Below are 839 nucleotides of genomic sequence, written 5' to 3'. Positions count from 1 at the left end.
ATATTGAAAGGAAAACTTGCCTAGGTCATAAAGGCTATGCTAAAAACCCTATTGATTTTATGGTTTTTATAAGGATATTTCCGGTGAGCGCCTTACTGAAGCAACAAAGACACTCTCTTTTGGAAATGCTGTTTGATCGAGTACATGAAGGCATCATTATTACCAATGCCGATAATATCATTGTTGATGTAAACGATACATTATGTTCCATCACCGGTTATAGCAGAGACGAATTAATCGGCCAACAACCCAATATTCTAAGCTCCGGCAAACAAAGTAAAGCCTTTTACAGCACAATGTGGCAAAGCCTGTCAGATAACGGTTATTGGTCGGGTGAGGTGTGGAACCGTAAAAAAGACGGGTCATTTTATGCTGAAGTGCTGACGATTCATCGCACCACTGATCCGCAGACGGGTGAGATGTTTCATTTGGGACTGGTTTCTGATATCACCATGTTAAAGCAGCATCAGGCCGAACTGGAGCGACTGGCGCATTATGATGCGTTAACCGCTTTACCTAATCGAAATCTGCTGGTGGATCGCTTTGAACAGGCCATCGCCCATAGTAATCGTACGCAAACATTATTAGCAGTATGTTTTCTGGATCTGGATAACTTTAAACCTGTTAATGATGAGTTGGGACATAACGCCGGTGATGAATTACTGATTGAAGTCGCGCAGCGTATCAAGAGCATGTTGCGACAGGATGATACCGTTTCCCGTTATGGTGGCGATGAGTTTGTCATGTTGCTTGGTGAAATCAAAAACCGTCAGGATTGCGAACTGTTGCTGCACCGATTAACTGAAGAGCTAAGCCGACCCTATCTGATTGAGCACAAT

The 839-nt window shown here is 43.1% G+C and carries 1 protein-coding gene; it reads left to right on the top strand.

Going from position 1 to position 839, the window contains the following annotated elements; genetic code table 11:
* Nucleotides 1–83 precede the first annotated feature (83 nt).
* Nucleotides 84–839 (top strand): diguanylate cyclase domain-containing protein (locus B3182_RS02280; protein ID WP_292751388.1); only part of this gene is annotated, 756 nt, incomplete at its 3' end.

This window comes from Methylophaga sp. UBA4204 (genome assembly GCF_002379485.1).
GTDB lineage: Bacteria > Pseudomonadota > Gammaproteobacteria > Nitrosococcales > Methylophagaceae > Methylophaga.
The sequence above is the reverse complement of the archived record's forward strand: the minus strand, read 5'-3'. Positions and strand labels throughout refer to the sequence as shown.